Below are 24,526 nucleotides of genomic sequence, written 5' to 3' on the forward strand. Positions count from 1 at the left end.
CCGCCGGAAAAACTACGGCGGCTTAGCTTTCGCCCTCGGGCAGCAGCAGCGACAGCGGCAGCGGTGCAGATTTGACCGATTTGGTGACGACATAGGTAAAGTAGCGGCTCAGCCCGGCCTGCTGGTCCAACAGCGCATCCATCAGACGTTGGTAGCTGTCGATGTCGCGGGTGACGACCTGTAGCAGATAGTCAAAGCCGCCACCCAAGGCCCAGCACTGCACGATCTCATCATGCTGCGCGATCACGGCCTCAAAACGCTGAAACGCCTCGGCCCGGTGGTTGCCCAATTCGGCCTGCACAAAAACAGTGACATGCGGGGCGATGCGGCGCAGGGCGACATGGGCCTGATAGCCGGTGATAATGCCCGCAGCCTCCAGCCGCGACAGCCGTTCGCCGCAGGCGGTGGCGCTCAGGTTGACCTTGTCGGCAAGCGCAGATTTGGCGATGCGCCCCTCGCGAGAGAGGATCGACAGCACCGCGATATCGCGCTTATCGAGTTTGACAAAGCTCATATCCGCTTCATGCGAGCGCATGCCGGACTTGTCAATTGTCATGATTGTGGTGATCATCCAGATCATGACAAAATGGCGCCCAGACCCCGGATCCCTGACCCGTCCTGCCTATCGTTCACTCGTTCAGGCGATTGAAACGGCAATACAGAACGGCGTGCTCAAACCCGGAGACCGCTTGCCGACACAGCGCCAGATGGCCTTTGACCTGTCTCTCAGCGTGCAGACCGTCAGCCGCGCCTATGACAAGCTGGTCGAGGCGGGCAAGATCGTCGGAGAGGTGGGTCGCGGCACTTTCGTGCGCGCGGCGAGCGATGAGATCTCCATGCCCTTCGTCAGCCGCAAGGCCGCCGGGCGGTTGCTGGATATGTCGATCCTGAAACCAGTGCTGGATCACGCCCATGAAGAGGCGATGCAAAAGACGCTCCGCGCCATGGCCCGTTCCCTGCCCCGCGCGATGATGGGCGGGTTTCGCCAAGACCTCCGCGCCGGGGACAGCAGCAGCGCGGCGCGGCGCTGGCTCTCGCTCTGCGGGCTGGATCTGGAGGGGATGGCGGTGGTGCCCACCAACGGCAGCACCAGCGCGATGACCGTGGCGATGATGACGGCGGCGCAACCGGGCGATCTGATCGTCAGCGAAGACATCGGCCATCATACCCTGCGCCCCCTCGCCCGTTTTCTGGGCATCCGCCTGCAAGGGGTGACCGTCGACGCGGGCGGCATCTGCCCCGACGGGCTGGAGCGGATCTGCGCGAAAGAACCGGTGAAGGCTGTCTACCTGATCCCCAATGGGGCCAATCCGCTGGCCTTTACCATGACGGAAAGCCGCCGCGCCGCGGTGATCGAGGTGGCAAGACGCCATGACCTGCTGATCATCGAAAACCAATCATGGGGGCCGCTGCAAGACGCGCCGCCGCCGCCGATGGCGGCGATGGCCCCGGAACGGGTGCTCTATTTCACCAGCCTTACCAAATGTCTGCTGCCGGGGCTGCGGGTCGGCTATCTGGTGGTGCCGGATCACTTCTGCGCCTCGGCGGCCAACCGGCATATGGTGACCAGTTGGATGGCCACAAATATGATGACCGAGATCGCCGGGCGCTGGATCGAGGAAGGCACCGCCGAAACCTTGCTCAACCGTCAGCAATTGGCCCTGCGCGACCGCGCCGATTTCGCCGCCAATGTGTTTCGCGGCCTCGACATGCGGACCAGTTCGAACGGGCTGCACCTCTGGCTGCCCTGTCATGACATTTACGAAGAGGCCGACCTGGTCAAATCCATCCGCGAAAGCGGCGTCGCCGTGGCCAACGGGGCCAGTTTCGCCATCGGCCCGCCCGACCGCCACCCGGGGCTGCGGGTCTCAATCGGGGGGCAATCCTTTCCCGAATTCGCCCGTGGGATTCGCATGATCGATGCAAGATTACGCAACAGGGGTAGGGCGGAAGGACTGTGAGAGCGGCCCAAATTGTCATGGATCAATATTCACATTGACATGATTGGGATCGGTTTAAATGATCTAGCAGTCAGGACATTAGTTTCGCTGCGGCCTTTGTGCTGCGCGGGCAATAAATGAAAGGGAGACAGATGGCTAATTTCAAGACCGTTATCACCGGGGGTATCCTCGCAGCCGTGACAAGCGTCGCAGGCGCGGCCTCCGCCGACACATGGCGCTATGCATTCGAAGAGGCACTGGACGAGGTGCAGGGCAAATACGCCCAGAAATTCAAGGAAGAGGTCGAGGCGAACTCCGACCACGAAGTGCAGCTCTTCCCCTATGGCACCTTGGGTGAATCCGTCGACACGATGGAACAGGCGCAGGCTGGAATCCTGCAGTTCGTGGACCAGTCCCCCGGCTTCACCGGCGCGCTGATCCCCGAGGCGCAGGTCTTCTTCGTGCCCTACCTGCTGCCGCAGGACGACGAGCAACTGTTCGAATTCTTCCGCAGCTCCAAGGCCATCAACGAAATGTTCCCCGAGCTTTATGCAGAGCAGGGCTTGGAACTGCTCAAGATGTTCCCCGAGGGCGACGTTTGCATGACCACGCAAGAGCCGGTCAAAACGCCCGAAGACCTTAACGAGGTCAAGTTCCGCGTCATGACCAACCCGCTCTTGGTCGAAAGCTACAAAGCCTTTGGTGCCACGCCGACACCGCTGCCATGGGGCGAAGTCTATGGCGCGATGCAGACCGGCATCATCCAGGGCCAAGAGAACCCCGGCTTCTATCTGGAATCCACCAAAATGTATGAGGTGACCGAGGTCATTACCTGCATCGGCCACAACAACTTCACCACCGCTGTGATGGCCAACAAAGATTTCTATGACGGCCTGTCGGATGCGGACAAAGAGGTGGTTCAGAACGCCTCTGATGCGGCATTCGAATACATCCTCGAATACCAGTCCGGCCTGCAGGAAAAGTCGCTGGATAACATCGCCAAGGCGAAGCCCGACATGCAGATCAACATCCTGTCCGAAGAAGAGCGTCAGCCCTTCAAAGACAAGGCTGCATCGGTCGAAGAAGCCTTCATCGAGATGACCGGTGACAGCGGCAAGGAAATCCTTGACCAATTCAAGGCAGACCTTGAAGCCGTCAAGTAAACGATTTTCTCACCCTCCGGCATCGCCGGGGGGTGACCTTATTTTGACGCGATCCATTTGAACCATTCACGGGATGACGCCGGTGACGGAAGACAACCACAGTTCGCAACTGCAATCTCAGACAGATACCACCGGCACCGATGACGCCCCCGTGGGCACCTATAAATCCACCCTCCCCGGCCCTTTGGGCACGATCGACAACGCGATCAGCTGGCTTGAGTCCGTAATGCTCGCCGCTGGTGTCTTGTTGATGGCCGCCAATACGATTGCCAATGTGGTGGGCCGCTTCGTCTTCCAACGCTCAATCTTCTTTTCCGAAGAGCTGAACAGCATCCTGATCATTCTCATCACCTTTGCGGGCATCTCCTATGCCGCGCGGCATGGGCGGCACATCCGCATGTCAGCGATTTTCGACGCCCTCCCCCCGCGCCCGCGCAAAGTGCTGATGATCTTTATCGCCTTCGTCACCGCCGTCTTCATGTTCGGCCTTGCTTGGTACGCATTGCAATACATCATGACCCAAGCCGGGCGCGGCCGCCTGCTGCCCGCGCTGCAAGTGCCGGTGTGGTGGACGCTGGTCTGGGTGCCTTTCGGCTTTTTCATGACCGGGCTGCAATACCTGCTGACCGCGATCAAAAACATCATCGAACCAGATATTTACCTGTCGACCAGCGTTCTTGAAGGCTACGACGACAACGAGCGGGAGGTCTGAGCCATGGCCGTCACCATTTTCTCTGTCATGGTCGTTCTGCTGCTGCTCGGCTTTCCCATGATGATCCCGCTGATCGTGGGGGCTTTCGTCGGTTTCTATTCGCTCTTCGGCGGTTTCGGCCAGCTTGAGACGATGGTGCAGCAGATGATGGCGGGGGTCAGACCGGCCTCGCTGATCGCCGTGCCGATGTTCATCTTTGCCGCCGACATCATGACGCGGGGCCAGTCCGCCGGGCGGCTCATCGACATGGTGATGTCTTTCGTCGGCCACCTCAAGGGCGGCCTCGCCGTCTCTACCGCCGCCGCCTGCACGATGTTCGGCGCGGTCTCGGGCTCGACGCAGGCCACCGTGGTCGCCGTCGGCTCACCGCTGCGGCCTCGGATGCTCAAAGCGGGCTACAAGGACAGTTTCGTGCTGGCGCTGATCGTAAACTCCTCCGACATCGCCTTTCTGATCCCGCCCTCCATCGGGATGATCATCTACGGCGTCGTCTCCAACACGTCGATTGCCGAACTCTTCATCGCGGGCATCGGGCCGGGGCTGCTGATCCTCGCGCTCTTCTCGGTCTATTCCGTGATCTACGCCTACCGCCACAACGTCCCCACCGAGGAAAAAGCCACATGGGGCGAACGCGCCCGCGCGGTGCGCCAAGCGCTCTGGCCGCTGGGGTTCCCGGCGATCATCATCGGCGGCATCTACGGCGGTGTCTTCTCCCCGACCGAGGCGGCGGCGGCCTGCGTGCTCTATGCCATTTTCCTTGAGATGATCGTCTTTCGGGAAATCGACTTTGCCGGCATCTATGAGACCGCGAAATCGACCGGGTTGATCACCGCCGTGGTCTTCATCCTCGTCGCCGCGGGGGCGGCCTTCTCTTGGGTGATCTCCTTCGCGCAGATCCCGCAAGCGGTACTGACCGGCATCGGGATCGACAGCATGGGCCCGATTGGCGTGCTTTTCGTCATCTCCATCGCCTTCTTCATCGGCTGTATGTTCGTGGACCCGATCGTCGTGATCCTCGTCTTCGTGCCGATCTTTGCCCCGGTGGTGGACTCGGTCGGCCTTGACCCGGTGCTGGTCGGCACCGTCATCACGTTGCAAGTCGCCATCGGCTCGGCCACGCCGCCCTTCGGCTGTGACATCTTCACCGCTATCGCGGTCTTCAAACGGCCCTATATGGAGGTCATCCGCGGCACCCCGCCCTTCATCATCATGCTGCTGAGCGTCTCGGTTGCCCTGATCTTCTTCCCGCAGATCGCCCTGTTCCTGCGCGATCTGGCCTTTGCGAAATAAGAGGAGAGCGTCATGTTCACCCATATCCTCGCCCCCTATGATGGCTCGGTGAATGCCGACCGCGCGCTGATGAAGGCGGCAGAGATGGCCAAGCTGACCGGGGCGAAAGTGACGCTGCTGACGATCTACCGGCATCATTCGATGTTGGAGGCGTCGCTGTCGATGGTGCGGGTGAACGATCCGGGCAATATCGACGACGCGATGCAGGCCCATGCGACCGAGATCATCTCTCATGGCAAGCAGTTGATGAAAGACGCGGGCGTCGAGAATGTCCGCGCCTTCGTCCGCTCTGGCCGCCCCGCGCGGGCGGTGACGGAATTTGCCAAGAAACATGAGGTCGATCTGATCGTCATCGGCTCACGCGGCCTTGGGGCCACGGGTGACAGCTATCTCTTGGGATCGGTCTCTCACAAGGTTACGGGGCTTGCGAAATGCCCCGTGCTTGTCGTCTAGGTCAAAGGAATATTCAGGTGACACCCCCTGTGCAAAGCGAGACGCTTGATTGCCGTTTGCGTGAAGATGACCCCGTGCGGCTGGGGGCGATGCTGCTGTCGACCGACATGACCTTTGAACGCGACGCCGCGCGGCTGATCGACCCGGCGCAGGCGGCGCTGCATGTGGCCCGGATTGCCTTCGAGAACCCCACCACGCCCGACCGGCTGCGCGCCATGACCCCCGATATGGCCCGCACGGCGGCGCTCTTGGTGCCGGGCATCCAGCTCTCGGCCATCGCCTTTTGCTGCACCTCGGCCTCGGTCGCCATCGGCAACCCGGCGGTGCGCGAGGCGATTGGCGAGGGGCTGCCCGGCGTGCCCGTCATCACCCCCGCCTCTGCCGCCATCGCAGGCTTTGCGGCGCTTGGCGTGACGCGGGTGGCGATGCTGACCCCCTATCTGCCGGAAACCGCCGCGCCGCTGGCCACCTATTTCAACGATCAGGGGCTAGAGGTCATGCGCAACGGGGCCTTCGCATTGGAAGACGACCGCGACATGGCGCGGATCGACGACGAGAGCATCATAAACGGCGCCGCTGCGCTGGATGGCGCGGAAGTAGAGGCATTTTTCCTCTCCTGCACCTCCCTGCGCGGCGTCGACGTGATCGACCGGATCGAAGCACGGCTGGGCAAGCCCGTCGTGACCTCAAACCAAGCGCTGTGCTGGGCGTTGCAACGGATGGGCGGGCTTTCGGGCCGCCCCGATGGCTATGGCCGTCTGTTCGACTGCGACATGCCAAGCGCCCATGCACAAGGCATCATTCCGTGATCCCGGCCCCTCTGGCCGGATCGCATTATTCGGATAACCAGACATGAAAGGGGCTGGCCTATGACCACGTATGAGGCGAATTTTACAAACAGCGAGTACCAGCGCCGGGTCGACCGAACGCGCAAGACCATGGCCGCGCGCAATCTCGATGCCATCGTCGTCAGCGATCCGTCGAACATGTCGTGGCTCTCGGGCTATGACGGTTGGTCGTTCTATGTTTACCAAGCGGTGATCCTGACACATGAGGGCGAGCCGGTCTGGTGGGGCCGTGGCATGGACGCGCTCGGTGCCCGGCGGACGGTTTTCATGGAAGACGACTGCATTCGCGGCTATGACGATACCTACGTCCAGAACCCCGAAAAACACCCGATGGAAGACCTCTCGGCCCTCTTGAGCGAAATGGGGTTGGAGCAGGCGCGCATCGGCGTCGAGATGGACAACTACTATTACTCCGCCCGTGCCCATGACACGCTGAAAGCCAAGCTGCCCAAAGCCACCTTCATGGATGCCACGGCGCTGGTGAACTGGGAACGCGCGATCAAATCCGAGCGCGAGATCGAATATATGGAACGCGCCGCCCGCATTGTGGAGGAAATGCACGTCCGTATCCTCGAAGTCGCCGTGCCCGGCATGCGCAAGAACGATCTGGTGGCCGAGATCTATGCCACCGGCATTCGCGGCGCGCAGGGGTTCTGGGGCGATTACCCGGCCATCGTGCCCATGGCCCCCTCGGGCATGGACGCCACCGCCCCGCATCTCACGTGGGACGACCGGCCCATGCAGCCCAACGAGGCGACCTTCTTCGAGATCGCAGGCGCGCATCGGCGCTACCAATGCCCCCAGTCGCGTACGCTGTTCTTTGGCGATGTCCCGCAGAAATACCGCGACGCGGAAAGCGCCGTGTTGGATGCGATTGACGCAGGTCTCGAACAGGCCAAACCCGGCAACCGGGCCGAGGATATCGCCAACGCCTTCAATGCCACGCTGAACAAGGCGGGATTCGAGAAGGACAGCCGCTGCGGCTATGCCATCGGCATCAGCTACCCGCCGGACTGGGGCGAGCGCACCATCTCTTTCCGCCGTGGCGACAAAACGATCCTAGAGCCCGGCATGACCTTCCATTTCATGCCCGCCCTTTGGCTCGACGACGGCGGGCTTGAGATCACCGAGCCGATCCGCATCACCGAAACCGGCCATGAATGTTTCTGCACCACACCGCGAAAGTTGTTTGTTTCCGCATGACCAGCAATCCCATCACCCCGACCATCCCGCTCGACCAACCCGGCGCGCATCACGGTTTCCTGCGCCTGCCCTACAGCCGCGACGACAGCGCTTGGGGGTCTGTGATGATCCCCATCACCGTGATCAATGGCGGCCACGGCCCCACGGCGCTGCTCACAGGCGGCAACCACGGCGATGAATACGAAGGCCCGATTGCCCTACAGGAACTGGCCGCCACGCTGGATCCGGCTGAGGTCACGGGCCGCGTCATCATCCTGCCGATGATGAACCAACCCGCCTTTACCGCCGGACGCCGCTGTTCGCCCATCGACGGCGGCAACATGAACCGCAGTTTCCCGGGCCGCCCCGACGGCACCGTGACCCAAAAGATCGCACATTACATCGCCAGTGAACTGGTCCCGCTGGCTGACCTGGTGCTCGACTACCACTCTGGCGGGCGCACGCTGGATTTCCTGCCCTTCGCAGCGGCGCATATCCTGCCCGACAAGAAACAGGAGGCCGCCTGTATGGCCGCGATGGCGGCGTTCAACGCGCCCTACTCCATGAAGATGCTAGAGATCGACAACCGCGGCATGTTCGACACCGAGGTCGAGGAGCAGGGAAAGGTCTTTGTCACCACCGAACTGGGCGGGGCGGGGACATCGACCGCCAAAAGCGTCGCCGTGGCCCGCAAGGGCGCGCGCAACCTGCTGATCCATGCGGGCATTCTGCAAGGGGAGCCGGAAGTGGCCGAGAGCGTGATGCTCGACATGCCCGACGGGCGCTGCTTCACCTTTAGCGAGACCAACGCCTTGCTAGAGCCTCTGGTCGATCTGGGGGATGAAGTGACCGAAGGCCAGCCGATTGCGCGGCTCTGGCCCAGCGACCGCAGCGGTCAGCCAGCGGTCCTCGCCCATGCGCAGCTTAGCGGTATCCTGACCGCCCGGCATGTGCCGGGGCTGGTCAAGATGGGCGATTGCATCGGCGTGGTGGCGCAGGTGGTCTGAACCACCCGCGTCCGCCTCATTCGTCGACGGGGAAGTAGCAGGCCGCCGGATGCGGTGCGCCCTCCAAGGGGGGGCGCTCCTTGCGGCAAACATCCTGCACTTTCCAGCAGCGCGGCGCAAAGGGGCAGCCTTCGGGGATCGCCAGCGGCGAGGGCAATTCGCCCTGCAGCTTGATCCGCTCCTTGCCGCCTTCGGGGTCGGCGCGCGGTGTGGCCGACAGAAGGGCCGCCGTATAGGGATGGCGCGGGTTGTCGAAGACCTCGTCCTTCGGCCCCTTCTCGACCGCGCGGCCGAGGTACATGACGATCACGTCATCGGCGACGTGACGTACGACCGACAGATCGTGGCTGATGAAGAGATAGGCCAGATCCATCTTCTCCTGCAGGTCCACCAGCAGGTTGAGGATCGCCGACTGGATCGACAGATCCAAGGCCGAGACCGGCTCGTCCAGCACCAAGACCTTAGGGTCGAGCATCAGCGCCCGGGCCACCGCGATCCGCTGGCGCTGACCGCCCGAGAACATATGCGGGTAGCGGTCGTAATGCTCGGGCCGCAGGCCGACGAGGCGCAGCATTTCGCGCGCCTTCTCCTCGCGCTGCTTCTTGGACATGTCCTTGCGGTTGATGACCAGCGGCTCTTGCAGGATCGTGCCGATCTGCTGGCGCGGGTTCAGCGAGCCGTAGGGGTCTTGGAACACGATCTGCACATGCTGGCGCAGGTCGGCCCAATCCTCTGGCCGAACCGCTTTGCCGTCGAGCGTGAGCGCGCCTGCGGTCGGCTCCTCGATCATCGTGACCATACGCGCCAGCGTGGACTTGCCACAGCCGCTCTCGCCCACCACGGCCAGCGTCTTGCCGGGGTGCAGTTCGAAATCGAGGCCGGCCACGGCTTTCAGCGTCTGGGTCTTGCGCAGGAAGCCGCCACCAACCTGATAGTGACGCTGCAGCGCGTCGGCGGTCATTACGGGGGCAGTCATGACGTGACCCTTTCATCGGTGTTGAGCGGATAGAAGCAACGGGCCTTGCCCAGATCCTCGCCCAAGGGCGTCGGGTTCTCGGCGCGGCATTTGTCGTTGGCGAACTTGCAGCGCGGGGAGAAGAGGCAGCCCGCTGGCCGGTCGAACTGGCCCGGCACCACGCCGGGGATCGTCGGCAGGCGCTTCTCGGTCGCGCGTTCGGGCAGCGCATCCAAGAGCGCCGCCGTATAGGGGTGATGCGGTTCGCGGAAGAGCGGCAGCACCTGCTGCTCTTCGATCTTCTGGCCCGCATATTGCACGCTCACGCGCTCGGCGGTTTCGGCCACCACGCCCATGTCATGGGTGATCAGCACCAGGCCCATGCCCGTCTCGTCGCGCAGCGAGGTCAGCAGGTCGAGGATCTGCGCCTGAATGGTCACGTCGAGCGCGGTCGTTGGCTCGTCCGCGATCAGCAGCTTCGGCTTGCAGGCAATCGCCATGGCGATCATCACGCGCTGGTTCATCCCGCCCGACATCTGGTGCGGGAAGACCGAGAGCCGCTTTTCCGGGTCCGGGATGCCGACCTGCTCAAACAGCTCGATGGCCCGCTTGTGCCGCTCGGCCCGGTTTAGGCCCAGATGCACGCGGAGCGATTCCTTGATCTGCCAGCCCACCGGGAAACAGGGGTTGAGCGAGGACATCGGCTCTTGAAAGATCATCGCCAGATCGTTGCCGACGATCTTGCGCCGGGCGCGGCGGTCCATTTTCAAAAGGTCGTGGCCGTCGAAGGTCAACTCGTCGGCGGTCACGGTGGCGGTCCAGGGCAGAAGCCCCATCAGCGCCAGCATCGAGACAGATTTGCCCGAGCCGCTTTCGCCAACGATGGCGAGAATCTCACCGGTGTCGACATCCTGATCGACGCTGTCCACGGCGCGGAACTTGCCCGACGCGGTGGCAAAATCGACCGAGAGGTTGCGGATACGCAATAGAGACATCAATCAGCTCCGCTTCAGTTTCGGGTCGAGGGCGTCGCGCAGACCGTCGCCCATGAGGTTGATCGCGAGCACGGTGACGAGGATCGCAAGACCGGGGAAGGTCACGACCCACCATGCGCGCAGGATGAACTCGCGCGCCTCGGCCAACATGGTGCCCCATTCGGGGGTCGGCGGTTGTGCGCCCATGCCGAGAAAGCCCAAGGCGGCGGCGTCGAGGATCGCGGTGGAGAAGGACAGCGCGGCCTGCACGATGATCGGCGCAAGGCAGTTGGGCAGCACGGTCACCACCATCAGCCGCAGCGTGCTGGCGCCAACGACGCGGGCCGAGGTCACATAGTCCTTCTGCCGCTCGGAGATCACGCTGGCGCGGGTCAGGCGCACGTAATGCGGCTGCAGCACGATGGCGATGGCGATCATCGCATTGGTGAGCGACGGCCCGAGGATCGCCACCAGCACCAGCGCCAGCAAGAGCGACGGGAAGGCGAGGATGATGTCCATGATCCGCATGATGATCGTGTCGACCCATTTGGGCGCGAAGCCCGAGATGAGGCCGATGATGATCCCGCCCGAGGCGGCAATGGTCACCACCACGATGCCCACGAAGAAGGAATAGCGCGCGCCGACGATCAGCCGCGAGAGCATATCCCGGCCCAGAGGATCGGTGCCCAGCACGTGTTTCCACGCCCCCCCCTCTTGCCACGCGGGCGGTTGCAGGATGGCCGAGCGGAACTGCTCGGTCGCGTCATGCGGCGCGATCCATGGGCCGAACAGCGCCAGCACGGCGAAGATGGCAAAGATCCACAGGCCGATCACGGCCCCGCGGTTTTCTCGGAAATAGAACCAGAATTCGCGCAAGCGGCCTGGGCGGTCGTGCACCATTTCGGCTTCGGCAGAGAGTGCGTCGTCCATTAGCGTTTCCTGATTTTCGGGTTGATGATGCCGTAAAGCATGTCGACGGTGAGGTTCACGACCATGACCATGACGGCGATGAGCAGGAGGCCACCCTGCACGACCGGGTAGTCGCGGCGGAAGATGCTGTCGACCATCCACTTGCCGATGCCCGGCCAGCTAAAGATGGTCTCGGTCAGGATGGCGCCCGCCAGCAGCGTGCCGACCGACAGGCCGATCACGGTGATGACGGGGATAAGCGCGTTGCGCAGGGCGTGGATGCCGTTGATCCGGCCCGTCGACATGCCCTTGGCGCGGGCGGTACGGATGTAATCCTCGCCCAGGACTTCGAGCATGGCCGACCGGGTTTGCCGCGCGATCACCGCCAGCGGGATCGTCCCCAGCACGATGGTCGGCAGCAGCAGGTGCCGCAGCGCCGAGAGGAAGGCCCCGTCCTGCCCCGAGACGATGCTGTCGATCAGCATGAAGCCAGTGGCATTGGGGAAATAGTAAAGAAGGTCGATCCGGCCCGAAACCGGGGTCCAGCCCAAGTTGCCGGAAAAGACGATGATCAGAAGCAAGGCCCACCAGAAGATCGGCATCGAATAGCCGACCAGCGCGGTGGACATCAGCGCCCGGTCAAAGAACTTGCCCCGGTTCACCGCAGCGATCACGCCTGCGGGCAGGCCCAAGGCCACGGCGAAGATCATCGCACAGAGCGACAGCTCCAGCGTCGCGGGGAAGAGTGAGAAGAACTCATCCCACACAGGGCGTTTGGTCACGAAGGACGTGCCCAAATCCCCCTGAATCACGCCGGTGAAGTAATCCCAGAACTGCACATAGATCGGCCGGTCAAAGCCGAACTGCTGCTGCAGTTCGAGATAGCGTTCTTGGGAAATGCCGCGCTCACCGGCCATGACGACAATCGGGTCGCCGGGCAGCAAACGGATGAAGGCAAATGATATCAGCGTGACGCCGATAAAGGTGGGGAGGAAGGTCGCAAGGCGCGACAAGACATATTTCAGCACGGGAGCACCATCAGTTCCTTCGGAAAGTTGGTCAGGGATTTGTAGCCATCTTCGGTGATCAGCACGTCATCTTCGATGCGCACGCCAAAGTTGCCGATCTCATAGAGGCCGGGTTCGTTGGTGTACACCGTTCCGGCGGGTAAAGTCATGTGGTTGCCGCGCATGATATAGGGCGCTTCATGCACATCGCGGCCAAGGCCGTGGCCAGTCTTGGTGCGGATGCGATCGGCAAAAGGAGAGGCTTCGAGCACGCCCGTTACCACGTCGTCGACCTCATGCGCGGTGACGCCTGCACGGGTCGCCTCCAGCCCGGCAAGGTTGGCGCGCAGCACGGTGTCATAGACCGCGCGCCCCTCGTCGCTGACATGGCCGAGGAAAACGGTGCGGGTGATGTCGGCGGCAAAGCCGTCCTTGCGCGCGCCGAAGTCGATCAGCAGCGCATCGCCCGCTTTGACGTGGTAATCCTCACGCGCCTTGGCATGGGGGCGGGCCGAACCGTCACCGGCGGCGACGATGGGAGCGAATGACAGATCATCGGCCCCTTCAGCGAAGACCATCTGCACAAGCTTCTGTTCGATCTCTTTCTCGGTCTGGCCGAGCTCGACGGAGTCCAGCGTGGCGCGCAGGGCGCGTTCGGAAATGTCGATGGCCTTTTGCAGCGCCGCGACCTCGGCCTCGGTCTTGATCATACGGGGGGCGGAGATTTCGCGCTCGGCGTCGATGATCCGCAGGTCGGGCTGCGCTTTCTTCAGCGCGTGATGCACGAAGACGCGCATCACTTGGCCTTCGACGGCGAGTGAGGTGATGTTCAAATGTTGCATCAGCGCGGCGAAGGCATCGTCGTAGCCTGTCTGGTCGCGCCAATCGAAAACGGCCCCGTCGAAACCGATCAGTTCCCAACTGCCCAACTCAAGGTTCGGCACCAAGGCGGCGGCGGGGCCGCGGGCGGGGATCACCAGAACGAAGGGGCGTTCGTGGCTCATAAAGGCATGGTCGACGGCGCGGGTGAAATTCGGGCCGGGCACCAGCGCCACGGCATCGACCGATAGGTCGGCGGCGATATCGGCATAGGCCGACAGGCGATCATTCAACGAAGGAGACATGGGCTGGCTTTCGGGCTGGCGAGGTTAATAAAATGGGGACGGCACATGATGCCGCCCCCTTTGGTCAAAGCGGCAGGGTTACTGCTTCAGGCCAACTTGGTTGAAGATGTGGCCACCCAGCGGGTGCACGACATAGTTTTCAACTTCGGGGCGCATGGTCATGTAGACGACCGAATGCGCGATGGTGGCCCAAGGCGCTTGATCCTTGAAGATTTCCTGCGCTTCTTCGTAAAGCGGCGCGCGCTCTTCTTGGGTCGGCAGAACCTTGGCTTTCTGGATCAGCGCGTCGAATTCCTCGTTGCACCACTGGGCGCGGTTGGATTTCTCGACACCGTCACAGCCCAGCAGAACAGCGAGGAAGTTGTCTGGGTCGCCGTTGTCGCCGGTCCAACCCAGCAGCACCGCGCCGTCACGATCCTTGGACTTGGAACGCTCAAGGTACTCACCCCATTCGTAGGAGACGATTTCGACATCGACGCCAACTTTGGAGAAGTCCTCTTGCATCAGCTCTGCCATACGGCGGGCGTTGGGGTTGTAGGGACGCTGCACCGGCATCGCCCAAATCTTCATCGAAAGATCGCTGACGCCTTCTTCCTCAAGCATCGCCTTGGCGGCCTCGGGGTCATAGTTGTCGTCTTCGATGGCGTCGTTGTAGGACCACATGGTCGGCGGCAGCGGGTTCTTGGCGATTTCGCCGGAGCCTTGGAACACCACGTCGATGATCGCCTGTTTGTCGATCGCCATGTTCAGGGCCTTGCGGACCTTGGCATTGTCGAAGGGCGCGACCTGCGTGTTATAGGCCAGATAGCCCACGTTCAGACCTTCCTGCTCCATCACGACGATGTCTTCGGCGTCTTTCATCGCCTGAACATCGGCCGGGTTCGGATATGCCATAACGTGGCACTCACCCGCCTGCACCTTCTGGTAGCGCACGGAGGCGTCGGGCGTGATCGCGAAGATCAGGCTTTCGACCTTGGCCGCATCGCCCCAGTAGTCTTCGTTGCGCAGATAACGGATGACCGCGTCTTTCTGGTAGGCTTGGAACTTGAACGGGCCGGTGCCGATGGGCGCTTGGTTCACCATTTCAGGCGTGCCCGCTTCCATCATCGCGTCGGCATATTCCTTGGACACGATCGAAGCAAAGTCCATCGCCATATTCGCGATGAAGGGCGCTTCGGGACGGGTCAGGTTGAAGGCCACGGTGTAGTCGTCGACCTTCTCGATGCTTTCGATCAGATCGGGCATCGACATGCCGCCGTAGTATTCCCATGTGCCGCCCGAGACGGTGTGATAGGGGTTCTCTTCGTTGCCCTGACGGTCAAAGCTGAAGATCACGTCGTCGGCGTTGAAATCGCGTGTCGGCGTGAACTGGTCGTTGGCGTGAAATTTCACGCCTTTGCGCAGCTTGAAGGTCACGGTCATGCCGTCTTCGCTGACTTCCCAGCTTTCGGCCAGCGCGGGCACGACTTCGGTCGTGCCGACTTTGAACTCCGCCAGACGGTTGTAGATCGGGTGGCTGGAGGCGTCGAATGTGGTGCCGGCTGTGTACAGCGCGGGGTCAAAACCCTCGGGCGAGCCTTCGGAGCAATAGACCAGCGATTGGGCCGATACCGCCGAGGCCCCAAGGGCCGCCAGCATGGCACCGGTGGCCAATTTCGTTGTAAAAGACATAATATTCTCTCTCCTGGTTGGTTTGTTTCTTGGCAGCGGGGTATCCGCCGCAGGTGATACGCCCTTACGGGCGAGACGACGCGAATGCGGTGGCGACTGCCCCTTCATTCGGACGTATTCTATTGGCGCCAGCGGCCTGTTCGTATTGCATCCGCCCCACCCAAAGCACGCGGGCGGGCCTGTCGGTCTTGTTGGACCACGAATGCGGGCTGCTGCCGAGGTAATGCAGGCTGTCGCCGGGCCGCATGATATGCTCCCCCCCATCGACCACCTGCGCGATCTCCCCCTCAAGGATATAGATCACCTCTTCGCCCTCATGGACGACCTCTTCCGAGGCGTAGCCCGGCGGCACGTTCATGATGTAGGAAGACAGCTCATGGCCCGGAAAATCCGCGCCGATCTTCTCATATTCGATGGATGAGCCCGAGACGGCAAAGCGCGGCCGCTCGGCGGCACGGGTCAGGCTGTCTTGGGTCTTTGGCGTATGGATGAAAAAACTGACATCGACCTGAAGCGCCACGGCGATCTGCGACAGGGTGCCCAGCGAAGGCGTGGCCCGGCCCCGCTCGACCTGGCTGAGATACCCGACCGACACGCCAGAGGCTTCGCCCAACTGCTGAAGAGTCAGGGACAAACGATGACGTTGCTTGCGCATACGCGCGCCAAGCGTCGATACACTGTCGCCATTGGCAGTCAGCAAATTCACCCTCCCTGTGAACAGCGGCCCGATCTCATGCCGGGTATAGCCTTTTCATGTCTCGCTGTGTGAAATCAAAAAGGTTGAGGGTCAACAATAATTTTTTTACTTCACCGCGGCGCAGGGCGCGCGGCTCTGGTCAGCGGCGGCGGATGTCATTCTACTCAAAGGATTTTAGTTGCGCCCGGTCGATCCGCGCCACTTCACGCGCCGTCGGGTCAAGCGGGGCAAAAGAAACGCTCAACCCGCTGGGATGCCATTCGCAAAGGCCGATTCCAGTGCCCTCCACGATACGCAGGTCGCGGGTTTCGGTCAGGTCGATGCTGGAATGCAGCCCGTTGGAGATCACCACCGGAATGCCGTGCCAATGGCTCACCCGGTTCACATGCACATGGCCCGAGAGGATGCCCGCCACGCGCTGCCCCTTCAGCGTCTCGGCCAAACGCGCACTGCTGGCCGCGTCCAGACTGCCCCATGCGAGGGCGGCGGGATCGACGCGCGGCGGGTGGTGGATCACCAAGAGTTTCGCCAGATCGCCATGACGCTCAAGCGCGGCTTCCAGAAACTCGAACTGCGCGTCGTCCAGCGCCCCGGCCACCTTGCCCGGCACGCTGCTGTCCAAGGTGATGACATGCAAATCGCCCTGCCGCGCATCGTGGAAATAGGGCGCATCGGCCAGCCCCGGCGCAAAGACCGCGTTGAACCCGTCGCGTTTGTCATGGTTGCCGAGGGCCATCACCAGCGGCGCTTTCAGCGGCTCCATGATCTCGCGCACAAGGGCATAGCTTTGCTGGTCGCCGTGGTTGGTCAAATCGCCGCTGGCCACCACAAAATCGGGCTGCGGCTCCATCGCGTTGATCATATCCACTACGCGGCGCAGGGTGGCGGGCGTGTCGCTGTGCAGATGCGGGTCGTTCAGATCGGGATGCGAGATATGCAGGTCGGTCAGGTGGACGAAACGGGTCATGGGCGTACTCCTGCGGCTGTCAGCAGGGTTTTCGTATAAGGGTGCTCGGGGCTGCGCAACACATCTGCCGTCGCACCGCTTTCCAAGGTCTTGCCATGCTGTAGCACCAGCACCCGGTCGCAGATTGATCCGACCACGGCAAGGTCATGGCTGATAAAGACCATGCCGAGGCCCAGATCATCCTGCAGGTCCATCAGAAGGTTGAGAATTTGCGCCTGCACCGAGACATCGAGAGCCGAGACCGCCTCATCCGCGACCAACAAAGCGGGCCGCGTGACGATGGCCCGCGCGATGGCGATGCGCTGGCGCTGCCCGCCCGAGAACTCATGCGGATATTTGCCCGCATCGGCGGCATGCAGCCCGACCTGCTCCAAAGCTTCGGCGATGCGGTGGGGGATATCCTCGGTCTCACCATTGGCGCGCAGCGGCTCGGCGATGGACCAGCCGACGCGGCGGCGCGGGTTGAGCGAGCCGAAGGGGTCTTGGAACACCATCTGAAAATCGCGCCGCAGGCCGCGCAGCTCCTGCCCCCCGAGCCCATGCAGGTCACGCCCCCGAAACAGCACCGCGCCCGCGTCCGGACGCTCGAACGCCATAATCAGCCGCGCCAGAGTGGATTTGCCCGAGCCGCTTTCCCCGACCACGCCCAAGGTCTCACCCACCTGCAGCGAAAAGGAGACGTTTTCCAAGGCGGTCAGCACCGGCGGCGCACGCAGCAGGCTTTGGCGCGGCAGTTTGTAGCGGCGGGTCAGGTTGCGGACCTCTAGAAGCGGCGCGTCAGTCATGGCGCTGCTCAGTCAGCAGGTGGCAGGCGGCGGCACGCCCCGTGTCGCTCTGCACGAAGGCCGGGCGCTGCGTTGCGCAATGGGGCAGTTCCACCGGGCAGCGCCCTGCGAAACGGCAGCCCTGCGGCAGCCCATGCAGCGGCGGGACCGCGCCCGGAATGGTCGGCAGCCTGCGCCGTCTCCCTTGCGCATCCCGCCCCGCCACGCCCGCATCGGGCCGCGCGGCTAAAAGCCCCTTGGTATAGGGATGCGCAGGTATGCCCAGCACCTCTGCCGTGCGGCCCTGCTCGACCATATCGCCGGCATACATCACCGCGATATCTTCGGTCGCCCGCGCCACGGCGGCAAGGTCGTGGCTGATGAATACCAGCGCCATTTGCCGCTCCCGCGCGAGCCGTTGCAGCAGGTCGGTGATCCGCAGCGCCACATTGGCGTCAAGCGCGGTTGTCGGCTCATCCGCGATCAGCAGCATCGGGTTGCAGGCCAGCGCCAGCGCGATCAGCACCCGCTGGCGCTGGCCGCCCGACATTTCATGCGGGAACTGCCGCAGGCGACGGTCGGGGTCGGGAATGCCCACCTCTTCGAACAGGCTCAACGTGCGGGCGCGGGCCGCGCGGCGCGTCAGCCCGTCGTGCAGCAGCATCGGCTCCATCACCGTGTCACCCACCCGCCGCAATGGGTTGAGCGCCGCCATCGGTTCTTGAAACACCATCGCCACGCGGCGGCTGCGCAGCCTCTGCCAATCCCGCTCAGACGCGACGGCCATGTCCTGCCCGTCAATCCGCAGCTGCCCGGTCAGTCGCGCGCTTTCGGGGGCCATGCCCATCAGGCAGAGCGCCAGCAGCGTCTTGCCCGAACCGCTTTCGCCGACGACCCCCAAACGGTCGCCGCGCTCGATCACCAGATTGGCATCGCGCAGGGCGGCGGCCGTGCCGAAATGGATCGAAAGATCGCTAAGCTCAATCATCGCGCGCGCACCAATCGCGGGTCGGTGATGTCGCGCAGCCCGTCGCCCAGAAGGCCAAAGCCAAGCACCGCCACCACGATGCAAAGCCCCGGGTAGATCGCCAGTTGCGGGGCGAGGTACATCAGCGTCTGCGCCTCCGACAGCATCCGCCCCCAGCTCGACGCGGGCGGCTGCGCCCCGAGGCCGAGATAGCTCAGCGCCGCCTCGGCGAGGATCGCCACGGCAAACTCAATGGTCGCCTGCACGATCACCGCCGCGGCGATGTTGGGCAGGATGTGATCGCGGCTGATGCCAAAGCGTCCGCGCCCGGCGGCGCGGGCAGCGGCGACATAGTCGCGGGTCCATATCTGGTTTGCCGAGGCGCGGGTAACGCGGGCGAAAATGGGGATGTTGATGAAGGAGATTGCCAGCACCGCGTTGGTCAGCGAAGGCCCGAAGACCGCCGCGAGCATGATCGCGAACAAAAGCGCCGGGAAGGCGAAGCCCAGATCCGCAAGCCGCATCACCGCATCCTCGACCCAGCCGCCAAGCGCCGAGGCCAGAAGCCCGAGCCCCACGCCGATGCTGCCGCCCAAGAGCACCGCCACCAGCGCCACGGTCATCGAGTTGCGCGCCGCCGCCATAAGCTGCGCCACCACGTCGCGGCCCAACTGATCGGTGCCGAGCCAATGAGTCTCCGAGGGCGGCGCGAACTTGGTGCCGATCGACATCGCCTGCGGGTCATGCGGGGTCCAGACCAGCGACAGCGCCGCCACCCCGACAACGAGGCTGACCAGCACCGCACCCAGCAGGAAATTCGCCGGAAGCCGCTTCATGCCCGCGCCTTCAGCCGGGGGTCGATCACGACGTAAAGCAGATCAACCACGAAATTCGCCGTCACCACGATGGCGGCAAAGAGCATCACCAGCGCCTGCACCGTGGGAAGGTCACGGTTGGCGATGGATTGGAAGATCAGCCGCCCCAGACCGGGCAGGTAAAAGACATTCTCGATCACGATGGTCCCGGTAACCAATGCGGCGAACTGCATGCCGACAATGGTCACGATCGGCACCAGCGCATTGGGCAGCACATGGGCCCAAAGCACCCGCCGCCGCGAGAGGCCGCTGGCGCGTGCGGTGCGCACGAAGTCCTGCCGCATCACCTCCAGCGCCGAGGAGCGCGTGACCCGTGCCAGCACCGCCGATTGCACCAGCGCCAGCGCCACCGTGGGCAGGATGAGCGAGCGCAGCGCGGCGCCCGGATCGTCCCAGCCGGCAAATCCCCCCGGCGGCAGCCAGCGCAGCTTCACGGCAAAGAGCATGACCAGCAGGATCGACAACCAGAAGGCAGGCACCGCGATGCCAAGCTGGCTGAGGAACATCACCCCCCAGTCGCCCGCCCGGCCATGCTGCGCTGCCGCCGTGATGCCGAGGCTCAGCGCCAGCACCAGCGTCAAGAGCATTCCCGCCACGGCGAGCGAGATCGTCATAGGCAGGCGTTCGGCGATGAGTTCAGACACCGGCACGCGGAAGGAATGGCTGGTCCCGAAATCTCCCTGCAGCGCGTTCCAGACCCAAGCGAGGTAGCGCGTCACCAGTGGCTCGTTCAGCCCCAGCTGCTCGCGCAACGCCGCCAGTGCGTCCTCGCTGGCATCCATGCCAAGGATGGTCAGCGCCGGATCGCCCGGCAGCACGTTCATCACGGCAAAGACCACGAGTGAGACCGCAAGCAGGGTCAGCACGAAACCGAGCGTGCGGCGGAAAAGGAAATAGGCCACGAAGTCAGGTCCAAAGGCCGCGGCACCGGGGGCGCCGCGGCCGTTTCAGGTCAGTTGGCGATGCGCACATTCTTCAGCGGCATGTAGAGGACGGGCGAGGAGGACCAGTAACCTTCGACCTCCTGCCGGAAGACGCCCAAGAGAGGCAGCTGGAACAGGAAGCCATGCACCGATTGGTCGGACAACATCTGCTGGCCCTGTTTCAGCAGTTCGTTGCGCGCGTCGGGATCGACCTCGGTCTGGATCTTCTCCCACAGCGCGGTCATCTCCGCATTGTCGTAGCCGTAGAAATAATCCGGACCGCGGGCGAAATTGCCCATGTCGTTGGGGCTGGTGTGGGCGATGATCGTCATGTCGTAGTTCTTCTGCTTGTAGACCTCATCGATCCAGAAGCCCCATTCGACATTCTCGACCTTTGCGTCGATCCCGGCCTCGGCGAGCTGGTTCTGGATGATCTCGGCCGAGCGGGTGGCATACGGAAACGGCGGCACGCGCAGGGTCATGGTGGTTCCGGCCACCCCGGCGGCTTCGAACATCTCCTCGGCCTTGGCGCTGTCATGCGGATAGGCGTCCGTCAGGTCGACATAGGCGGTGCCATGCGGCGGGTAGAAGCTGCCGATCGGCACGGCTTGGCCGTACATCGCGCCCTCGATGATCTCGTTGCGGTCGATGGCGGTGGCCACGGCGCGGCGCACCTCGACATTGTCGAAAGGCGGCTTGGCGTTGTTCATGGCGAGGATCACTTCGCCCTCGGTCGAGCCGACGTTGACGCGGAAACGCGGGTCGGCCTCGAACTGCGGCAGCAGTTCCGGCGCGGGGAAGCCGGGGAAGGCGTCGAGCTCTTCGGCCATCATCGCCGCGGTAGCGGCTGCGGGGTCTGAGATGAAGCGGAAGACCACCTTGTCGAGCGCCACGTCAGCCGCATCGCGGTGATCGGGGTTCTTGACCAGCGTCAGCCGGTCGCCCCGGGTCCAGCTGTCGAACTTGAAGGGGCCGGAGCCCACCGGGTTGGCGTTGTTTGTCTCGGCACTCTCGGCGGCGACGATGGCGCTGTCGCCCTGCCCCATGTTGAAGAGGAAGAAGGCGTCCTTGGCCTTGAGCGTGATCTCGACGGTCTGCGGGTCGACGGCTGTGACGCTTTCGATCGGCTCGAAGATATCCTTGGAGGGGTTCACGCTGTCTTCGCCCATGGCGCGGTCGAAGGAATAGACCACATCCTCGGCATCCAGCGTGCTGCCGTCGTGGAAGGTCACACCTTCGGCGAGCATGAAGGTATAGGTCAGACCGTCGTCGGAGACCTCCCAAGAGGTTGCGAGGTTCGGCTGCACCTCGCCGTTCTCGGCCACGGTGGTCAGCGATTCGAAGACGTTTTGCGTCATCATGCTGTCGATGGAAGCGGTGGCATCCGCCGTGGGATCAAGCGACGTGGGCTCCTGCTGCATGCCGATGACAAGCTCGGCGGCAGCAGAGGCCGAGGCCATCAGGCTAAAGGCCAGCGTCAGCGCGGGAAGGGTTCTGGAAAGGGTCAGTTCGGACATGGGGCAGCACTCCTGTGGGTCGGGGCGCGTTCGGCCTCACCGATTGCGCCCTTTGTGACAGACTGCGCCGGGCGGGGCGTTCGGTCAACGGCTTTGCCGCGTCGGACGAAAACTTCATGCAATTGCAACAATATGGCGGATTTATCCGATTGCCCGCAGGGGCAAAGACTGACTGCGCTTCGGCCCTTTTGCCCCGCTGCGGGCGGTGCTAGCCTCCCCGCAGAGAGGGCAGGTTATGGATAATTCTACGACAAGTTTCGATTGCATCGTCATCGGTGCGGGCATCGCGGGCGCTTCTGTCGCCGCCGAACTGTCCAGCGACCGCCGGGTGCTGCTGCTGGAGCGCGAAAGCCAGCCGGGCTATCACACCACGGGCCGCTCTGCCGCGCTGTTTACGGTGACCTATGGGCCGGAGGTGATCCGCGCCCTCTCCCGCGCCTCTGCCGCCTTCTTTCACGACCCCGAAAGCCCGCATCTGGCGCATCCGCTGCTGGAACCCCGCAGCGCGGTCTTCGTCGCGCGGCAGGACCAGCAGGCGTCGCTTGCCCGCAGTGCCGAGGCGTTGGGCGCCCATGTCACCCCGCTGAGCGGGGCCGAGGTCGAGACCCTCGTGCCGCTGCTGCGCAAAGGCTATGCCACCGGCGGGCTGCGCGACGCTTCGGCGGCGGATATCGACGTGAACGGGCTGCATCAGCACTACCTCAAGACTTTCCGCGCAGCGGGCGGCGTTTTGCACACCAAGGCCGAGGTGCAGGCGCTTCGCAAAGAGGGTGACTGGCAGGTCGACACGAACCAAGGCACCTTCCACGCGCCGGTGATCGTCAATGCCGCCGGGGCTTGGGCGGATGAGATCGCCACACTGGCCGGGTTAAAGCCTGCGGGCCTCACCCCGAAACGCCGCACGGCGCTGACGGTGGCCCCGCCCGAGGGCATGGTGCCGGACCGTTGGCCGATGGTGGTGGATATTGACGAGCAGTTCTACCTCAAGGCCGATGCGGGCAAGCTGCTGATTTCGCCCGCCGATGCCACGCCCTCACCGCCCTGCGACGCGCAGCCCGAGGAGTTGGACATCGCGATCTGCATCGACCGGATCGAAACCGCCTTCGACCTCGAGCGCCCGCGCATCGAAAGCCGCTGGGCCGGGCTGCGCAGCTTCCTGCCCGACGGCGATCCAGTGGCGGGGTTCGATCCCGAGGGAGAGGGTTTCTTTTGGCTCGCCGGTCAAGGCGGCTACGGCATCCAGACCGCCCCGGCGCTGGCACGCGCGGCGGCGGCATTGGTGCGGGGAGAGGAAATCCCCGGCGACATCGCCGCCGAGGGTGTCACTGCAGAAGCGCTGGCACGGGACCGCGCGGGGCTGGCTTAACCGCCCATCCCCGCCTCGGCCTCGATCTGCTTGCGCGACTTGCGCGCGCGCTCGGTTGCCGATTTCAACTGGCCACAGGCCGCCATGATGTCTTCGCCGCGCGGGGTGCGGATCGGCGAGGCATAGCCGGCCTGATAGATGATGTTGGCAAAAGCCCGGATGCGGTTGTTCGACGACCGCTCGTAGGGTGAGCCGGGCCATTCGTTGAAGGGAATGAGGTTGATCTTGGCCGGGATGCCCTCAATCAGCTTAACCAGACGATGCGCGTCTTCGTCGCTGTCGTTCACGTCCTTCAGCATCACGTATTCAAAGGTGATCCGCTCGGAGTTGCTGACCTTGGGATAGGCCTTCAGCGCCTCCAGCAGCGCCTCGATGTTCCAGCGCTTGTTGATCGGCACCAGCTTGTTGCGCACCTCGTCGGTGGTGGCGTGGAAAGACACGGCCAGCTGGCAGCCGATCTCGGCGGCGGTGCGGTGAATCTCGGGCACGACGCCGGAGGTCGACAGCGTGATGCGGCGGCGCGAAAGCTGGATGCCTTCGGGGTCCATCGCGATCTTCATCGCGTCCCGCACGTTCTCGAAGTTGTAGAGCGGCTCGCCCATGCCCATCAGCACGATATTGCTCAAAAGCCGGGTTTCATCTTTCGGCGCGCCGATTTCGGGCCATTCGCCCAGATCGTCACGCGCCACCATGACCTGACCGATGATCTCCCCCGCCGTAAGGTTGCGGACCAGCTTCTGGGTGCCGGTGTGGCAGAACGAGCAAGTCAGCGTGCAGCCCACTTGGCTGGAGACACAAAGCGTGCCGCGCCCCTCTTCGGGGATATAAACCACCTCGACCTCATGGCCGCCCGCGATGCGCACAAGGTACTTGCGGGTGCCGTCCTCGCTGACCGCGCGGGTCACCACCTCGGGGACCTCGATGACGAAATTCTCGGCAAGTTGCGCACGATACGCCTTGGCGAGATTGGTCATCGCATCGAAATCCCGCACCCCCCACTGGTAGATCCACTGCCAGATCTGCCCCACACGCATCTTCGCTTGTTTCTCGGGCGTGCCATGGGCGATCAGCGCGTCGCGCATGGCGTCGCGGGTCAGGCCGACAAGGTTGATCGGCCCTTCGGGCAGCTTACGGGGAAGGGTCATCACGTCTTGGGTGATGGGCGCGGAAGCGGACATTTCAAAGACTCACTGGCTAGGGATGGGTCTCTATATA

At 63.4% G+C, this 24,526-nt stretch carries 24 protein-coding genes; 9 read left to right on the forward strand and 15 right to left on the reverse strand.

Going from position 1 to position 24,526, the window contains the following annotated elements; all coding sequences use genetic code 11:
• Positions 1–22: 22 nt before the first annotated feature.
• On the reverse strand, positions 23–535 hold the full coding sequence (locus tag ACGYK7_RS00540) for an Lrp/AsnC family transcriptional regulator (RefSeq protein ID WP_394398019.1): 513 nt from the start codon (positions 533–535) through the stop codon (positions 23–25).
• On the opposite strand from ACGYK7_RS00540, the gene ACGYK7_RS00545 reads away from it, so the two are divergent.
• From ACGYK7_RS00545 to doeB, 8 genes are all read left to right on the forward strand, one after another.
• Positions 534–1,961, forward strand: a complete 1,428-nt coding sequence (locus ACGYK7_RS00545; protein ID WP_394398021.1) for a PLP-dependent aminotransferase family protein — start codon at positions 534–536, stop codon at positions 1,959–1,961. The two genes, ACGYK7_RS00540 and ACGYK7_RS00545, sit on opposite strands and share 2 nt — an antisense overlap.
• Before the next feature lie 131 nt (positions 1,962–2,092).
• A complete protein-coding gene (gene dctP / locus ACGYK7_RS00550; protein WP_394398023.1) occupies positions 2,093–3,103 on the forward strand; it encodes a TRAP transporter substrate-binding protein DctP in 1,011 nt (336 codons plus the stop codon).
• A 73-nt stretch (positions 3,104–3,176) separates the two neighbouring features.
• Positions 3,177–3,815 carry a TRAP transporter small permease gene (locus ACGYK7_RS00555; RefSeq protein WP_394398025.1) on the forward strand — a complete coding sequence of 213 codons (639 nt, stop codon included), beginning with the start codon at positions 3,177–3,179 and terminating at the stop codon, positions 3,813–3,815.
• 3 nt (positions 3,816–3,818) lie between these two features.
• Positions 3,819–5,105, forward strand: coding sequence for a TRAP transporter large permease (locus ACGYK7_RS00560; protein WP_394398027.1), 1,287 nt, complete (start codon positions 3,819–3,821; stop codon positions 5,103–5,105).
• A 12-nt stretch (positions 5,106–5,117) separates the two neighbouring features.
• Positions 5,118–5,558, forward strand: a complete 441-nt coding sequence (locus ACGYK7_RS00565; RefSeq protein ID WP_394398029.1) for a universal stress protein — start codon at positions 5,118–5,120, stop codon at positions 5,556–5,558.
• Between the two features lie 17 nt (positions 5,559–5,575).
• Positions 5,576–6,367, forward strand: coding sequence for an ectoine utilization protein EutA (locus ACGYK7_RS00570; RefSeq protein WP_394398031.1), 792 nt, complete (start codon positions 5,576–5,578; stop codon positions 6,365–6,367).
• A 60-nt stretch (positions 6,368–6,427) separates the two neighbouring features.
• Positions 6,428–7,609, forward strand: coding sequence for an ectoine hydrolase DoeA (gene doeA / locus ACGYK7_RS00575; protein ID WP_394398033.1), 1,182 nt, complete (start codon positions 6,428–6,430; stop codon positions 7,607–7,609).
• The gene (gene doeB / locus ACGYK7_RS00580) at positions 7,606–8,595 is read left to right on the forward strand and encodes a N(2)-acetyl-L-2,4-diaminobutanoate deacetylase DoeB (protein WP_394398035.1); all 990 of its coding nucleotides are present in this window, start codon (positions 7,606–7,608) and stop codon (positions 8,593–8,595) included. The genes doeA and doeB overlap by 4 nt, the downstream gene beginning before the upstream one ends.
• 16 nt (positions 8,596–8,611) lie before the next feature.
• Here the strand turns inward: doeB and ACGYK7_RS00585 are convergent, their stop codons facing one another.
• From ACGYK7_RS00585 to ACGYK7_RS00645, 13 genes are all read right to left on the reverse strand, one after another.
• Positions 8,612–9,571: an ABC transporter ATP-binding protein gene (locus ACGYK7_RS00585; protein WP_394398037.1), complete on the reverse strand. Its 960-nt coding sequence runs from the start codon at positions 9,569–9,571 to the stop codon at positions 8,612–8,614.
• Positions 9,568–10,545, reverse strand: coding sequence for an ABC transporter ATP-binding protein (locus tag ACGYK7_RS00590; RefSeq protein ID WP_394398038.1), 978 nt, complete (start codon positions 10,543–10,545; stop codon positions 9,568–9,570). Before ACGYK7_RS00590 ends, ACGYK7_RS00585 begins: the two co-directional genes overlap by 4 nt.
• A 3-nt stretch (positions 10,546–10,548) precedes the next feature.
• On the reverse strand, positions 10,549–11,454 hold the full coding sequence (locus tag ACGYK7_RS00595) for an ABC transporter permease subunit (RefSeq protein WP_394398040.1): 906 nt from the start codon (positions 11,452–11,454) through the stop codon (positions 10,549–10,551).
• Entirely contained in the window at positions 11,454–12,461 is a 1,008-nt protein-coding gene (locus tag ACGYK7_RS00600; RefSeq protein WP_394398042.1) for an ABC transporter permease subunit, read from the reverse strand. The genes ACGYK7_RS00595 and ACGYK7_RS00600 overlap by 1 nt, the downstream gene beginning before the upstream one ends.
• Positions 12,455–13,564 (reverse strand): M24 family metallopeptidase, encoded by a 1,110-nt coding sequence (locus ACGYK7_RS00605; RefSeq protein ID WP_394398044.1) that lies wholly within the window; start codon positions 13,562–13,564, stop codon positions 12,455–12,457. Before ACGYK7_RS00605 ends, ACGYK7_RS00600 begins: the two co-directional genes overlap by 7 nt.
• A 78-nt stretch (positions 13,565–13,642) precedes the next feature.
• Positions 13,643–15,235: an ABC transporter substrate-binding protein gene (locus ACGYK7_RS00610; RefSeq protein ID WP_394398046.1), complete on the reverse strand. Its 1,593-nt coding sequence runs from the start codon at positions 15,233–15,235 to the stop codon at positions 13,643–13,645.
• Between the two features lie 64 nt (positions 15,236–15,299).
• Positions 15,300–15,890, reverse strand: a complete 591-nt coding sequence (locus ACGYK7_RS00615) for an XRE family transcriptional regulator (RefSeq protein WP_209216997.1) — start codon at positions 15,888–15,890, stop codon at positions 15,300–15,302.
• Between the two features lie 202 nt (positions 15,891–16,092).
• Positions 16,093–16,899, reverse strand: a complete 807-nt coding sequence (locus ACGYK7_RS00620; protein ID WP_394398048.1) for a metallophosphoesterase family protein — start codon at positions 16,897–16,899, stop codon at positions 16,093–16,095.
• Complete coding sequence (locus tag ACGYK7_RS00625) at positions 16,896–17,684, reverse strand: ATP-binding cassette domain-containing protein (protein WP_394398050.1); 789 nt, start codon at positions 17,682–17,684, stop codon at positions 16,896–16,898. The genes ACGYK7_RS00620 and ACGYK7_RS00625 overlap by 4 nt, the downstream gene beginning before the upstream one ends.
• The gene (locus ACGYK7_RS00630; protein WP_394398052.1) at positions 17,677–18,651 is read right to left on the reverse strand and encodes an ABC transporter ATP-binding protein; all 975 of its coding nucleotides are present in this window, start codon (positions 18,649–18,651) and stop codon (positions 17,677–17,679) included. The genes ACGYK7_RS00625 and ACGYK7_RS00630 overlap by 8 nt, the downstream gene beginning before the upstream one ends.
• Positions 18,648–19,466 (reverse strand): ABC transporter permease, encoded by an 819-nt coding sequence (locus ACGYK7_RS00635; RefSeq protein ID WP_394398054.1) that lies wholly within the window; start codon positions 19,464–19,466, stop codon positions 18,648–18,650. The genes ACGYK7_RS00630 and ACGYK7_RS00635 overlap by 4 nt, the downstream gene beginning before the upstream one ends.
• On the reverse strand, positions 19,463–20,407 hold the full coding sequence (locus ACGYK7_RS00640) for an ABC transporter permease (RefSeq protein ID WP_394398056.1): 945 nt from the start codon (positions 20,405–20,407) through the stop codon (positions 19,463–19,465). The genes ACGYK7_RS00635 and ACGYK7_RS00640 overlap by 4 nt, the downstream gene beginning before the upstream one ends.
• Before the next feature lie 50 nt (positions 20,408–20,457).
• Entirely contained in the window at positions 20,458–21,945 is a 1,488-nt protein-coding gene (locus tag ACGYK7_RS00645) for an ABC transporter substrate-binding protein (protein ID WP_394398058.1), read from the reverse strand.
• A gap of 235 nt (positions 21,946–22,180) precedes the next feature.
• Here ACGYK7_RS00645 and ACGYK7_RS00650 point away from each other — a divergent pair, with 235 nt between their 5' ends.
• Complete coding sequence (locus tag ACGYK7_RS00650; RefSeq protein ID WP_394398059.1) at positions 22,181–23,311, forward strand: NAD(P)/FAD-dependent oxidoreductase; 1,131 nt, start codon at positions 22,181–22,183, stop codon at positions 23,309–23,311.
• On the opposite strand, the gene rlmN is transcribed toward ACGYK7_RS00650, so the two are convergent.
• A complete protein-coding gene (gene rlmN / locus ACGYK7_RS00655; protein WP_394398061.1) occupies positions 23,308–24,489 on the reverse strand; it encodes a 23S rRNA (adenine(2503)-C(2))-methyltransferase RlmN in 1,182 nt (393 codons plus the stop codon). The genes ACGYK7_RS00650 and rlmN overlap by 4 nt on opposite strands.
• Between the last annotated feature and the right edge of the window lie 37 nt (positions 24,490–24,526).

Source organism: Sulfitobacter sp. 1A15299, assembly GCF_043556915.1.
Lineage (GTDB): Bacteria > Pseudomonadota > Alphaproteobacteria > Rhodobacterales > Rhodobacteraceae > Sulfitobacter.